Consider the following 1,251-nt stretch of genomic DNA (forward strand, 5'->3'; position numbering starts at 1 on the left):
GCCTAGGGAACATCTGCACAACCACCCCTGACCGGGTAGCATGACGCCTGTGAGGAAGCACATCGCAGGAGCGCCGCCGATGAAGCAAGCCAGTCTCGGAGCCGGGTTTGAGCTCAAGGTCAAGACCACGCGCAAGCGCGAGTTCCTGCGGCAGATGCAGCAGGTGGTGCCGTGGAAGGAGCTGGGAGCGCTCATTGCTCCGCACATGCCCTCGCCTGGCCCCAAGGGGGGACGTCCCCCGTACCCGGTGTCGGTGCTGCTGCGCATCCACTTCCTGCAACAGTGGTTTGCGCTGTCGGACCCGGCAGCTGAAGAGGCGCTCTACGACGTGCCGGCCTTTGCCGAATTCGTGGGTCTGGACCTGGGGGTGGACACCGTGCCCGATGAAACCACGATCCTGCGCTTCCGGCATCTGTTGGAAGAGAAGAACCTGAGCCAGCGCATGCTTGAGCTCGTCAACGAGATCCTCACCCAGCGCGGGCTGATGGTCAGAAGCGGCACGGTGGTGGATGCCACGCTGATTGCCGCGCCCAGCTCCACGAAGAACCAGAGCCGCAGCCGCGACCCCGAGATGCACCAGACGAAGAAAGGCAACCAGTGGTACTTCGGCTGCAAGGCGCACGTCGGGACGGATGCGGCCAGTGGACTTGCCCACAGCGTGGTGGTCACGCCAGCCAACGTGGCCGACGTCACGCAGGCGCACGCGCTGCTGCATGGAGAGGAGCGAGACGTCTTTGCCGATGCCGGCTACCAGGGCGTGGACAAGCGCCAGGAGGTGCAGGCTCGTCACCCCAAGGTCAACTGGTACGTGGCCATGCGGCCGGGCAAGCGCCGCCAGCTGGACACAACCAAGCCGCTGGATGCGGTGCTGGATGAGCTGGAGGGCGTCAAGGCGCGCATCCGCGCGCGCGGCGAGCACATCTTCGGCGTGCTCAAGTGCGTCTTCCGCTACACCAAGGTGCGCTACAAGGGCCTGAAGAAGAACGCGGCGCAGATCACCACGCTCTTGATGCTGGCCAACCTNGCGAGCACATCTTCGGCGTGCTCAAGTGCGTCTTCCGCTACACCAAGGTGCGCTACAAGGGCCTGAAGAAGAACGCGGCGCAGATCACCACGCTCTTGATGCTGGCCAACCTGTGGCTTGCGCGCAGGCGGCTTATGCAGCCCTGCGTGGGGTAAGTGCGTCCAAACAGGGCGCGCAAGCCCCCTGCGGGGCCGCCAAAGGCCCCTGCGGGGGCCTAAACGGCCCCG

Annotated in this window: 1 protein-coding gene and 1 pseudogene; both read left to right on the forward strand. The window is 65.3% G+C overall.

All coding sequences use genetic code 11. From position 1 onward, the window contains the following. Positions 1-79: 79 nt before the first annotated feature. Positions 80-1,090: an IS5 family transposase gene (locus tag NET02_RS16280; protein WP_284058485.1), complete on the forward strand. Its 1,011-nt coding sequence runs from the start codon at positions 80-82 to the stop codon at positions 1,088-1,090. Further along, positions 1,027-1,179: pseudogene (locus NET02_RS16285) on the forward strand (IS5/IS1182 family transposase); the annotation flags it as partial. The gene NET02_RS16280 and the pseudogene NET02_RS16285, both read left to right, overlap by 64 nt. Positions 1,180-1,251 lie beyond the last annotated feature (72 nt).

Source organism: Thermalbibacter longus (assembly GCF_023806485.1).
Taxonomy (GTDB): Bacteria; Chloroflexota; Chloroflexia; order Thermomicrobiales; family Thermomicrobiaceae; genus Thermalbibacter; species Thermalbibacter longus.